The sequence below is a fragment of the Micromonospora sp. NPDC049060 genome (assembly GCF_040649055.1).
Classification (GTDB): Bacteria; Actinomycetota; Actinomycetes; order Mycobacteriales; family Micromonosporaceae; genus Micromonospora; species Micromonospora reichwaldensis.
The window spans coordinates 1-1,594 of the sequence record NZ_JBEZEV010000176.1; the positions used below are offsets into that span (position 1 = coordinate 1).

Consider the following 1,594-nt stretch of genomic DNA (forward strand, 5'->3'; position numbering starts at 1 on the left):
CCCTAATGGGTGCAGAGCGGGTCGGGCTCTTGCCGCGACTCCTTTGATATCCCCGGCGTTCGACGCCTCACGATAAGGCGGGAGCTGCTGCGTGGCTCGGCCCGTTCTGCAGGATCGGGTCCGATTGGATCTGTTCGTGGTTCGAGCCCGCCAGCACGGAACATCCCTCGGTCATCCGGGGCCAGGAGCCCTCGACGTAAGACGGGGAGCCGTGCCGGTCGCTGGGATCAAGGACGGCTCATCGGATGTCAGGCCATCGAGCCTTTCCATTAGGGCGCCGCGCGATCCCGGGCAGGGCAAGAACCAGCCCAACTCCCGACTTGGAGGACATATTGAAGGTCACCTGCGGCATCGACTGGGCCGAGAAGCACCACGACATCGCGCTCGTCGACGACAAGGGCACTCTGGTAGCGAAGGCCCGCATCACCGAGTCCGTCGAGGGCTTCCAGACGCTTCTGGCGATACTGGCCGAGGCAGGCGACGACGGCGACTGCCCGATCCCTGTAGCGATCGAAACCCCGCGTGGCCTGCTGGTCGCAGCGCTTCGCACCACCGGCCGCCCGATCTACCCAATCAACCCGATGGCCGTAGCCCGTTACCGGGAACGCTACTCGGCGTCGGGCAAGAAATCAGACCACGCCGACGCCGTTGTGCTGGCAAACATCCTGCGTACGGACATGCAGGTGCATCGGCCGCTGCCCGCCGACACCGAACTCGCCCGCTCGATCGCGGTCCTCGCTCGCGCCTGCCAGGACGCGACGTGGCGGCGCACCCGAGCCAGCAACGAGTTGCGGTCGCTGCTGCGCGAGTACTACCCGGCAATGCTCGAAGCCGCCGCCAACCGCAGCGGGAACCTGGCCACACCGCTGACCCGAGCCCTGCTCGAACTCGCCCCGACTCCCGCCGCAGCGGCCACGCTGTCCAAAGCCCGTATCGCCGCTGCGCTGCGCCGGGCCGGCCGTTCCCGCAACATCGACGAGGTCGCCGCCGAACTCCACGCCATTCTGCGCCGGCCCCAACTGCGTCAGGATCCGCTCGTCGAGCAGGCGATGGGCGTCCAAGCACTGCGGTTGCTGGCCACGCTCACCACGGAGTGCGCAAGCATCGACCACCTGTCGGCGGCCGTCGAGACAGCATTCCAGCAGCATCCGGACTACGAGATCATCACCAGCTTCCCCGGCATCGCAGCCCAGGCCGGCGCACGGCTGCTGGGCGAGATCGGCGACGATCGCGCCCGCTTCGCTGATGCACGATCGTTGAAGGCTTTCGCCGGGGCGGCACCTGTGACGCGTGCTTCCGGCCGCAGTCTGGTCGTCTCCCAACGCCGGATCAAGAACGATCGACTCGCCGCTGTCGGCTTCACCTGGGGGTTGTCAGCGCTCAACCTGTCGCCCGGCGCGCGAGCCCACTACGACCGGCGCCGAATCACCGGCGACGGCCATGCCGCCGCCTTCCGCCACCTGTTCAATCGCTTCCTCGGCTGCCTTCACCACTGTCTGAAGACACGAGAGCATTACCGAGAAGCGACAGCCTTCCCGATTCCGGCCGGAGCCCTCGCCGCAGCTTGACAGTTACGCCCATCGGATGTCTTGTC

General features: G+C 67.1%; 1 protein-coding gene. It reads left to right on the forward strand.

Annotated elements, in window-relative coordinates:
• The first annotated feature begins 332 nt into the window (after positions 1–332).
• On the forward strand, positions 333–1,568 hold the full coding sequence (locus AB0B83_RS30105) for an IS110 family transposase (protein ID WP_357581008.1): 1,236 nt from the start codon (positions 333–335) through the stop codon (positions 1,566–1,568).
• Positions 1,569–1,594: the final 26 nt, after the last annotated feature.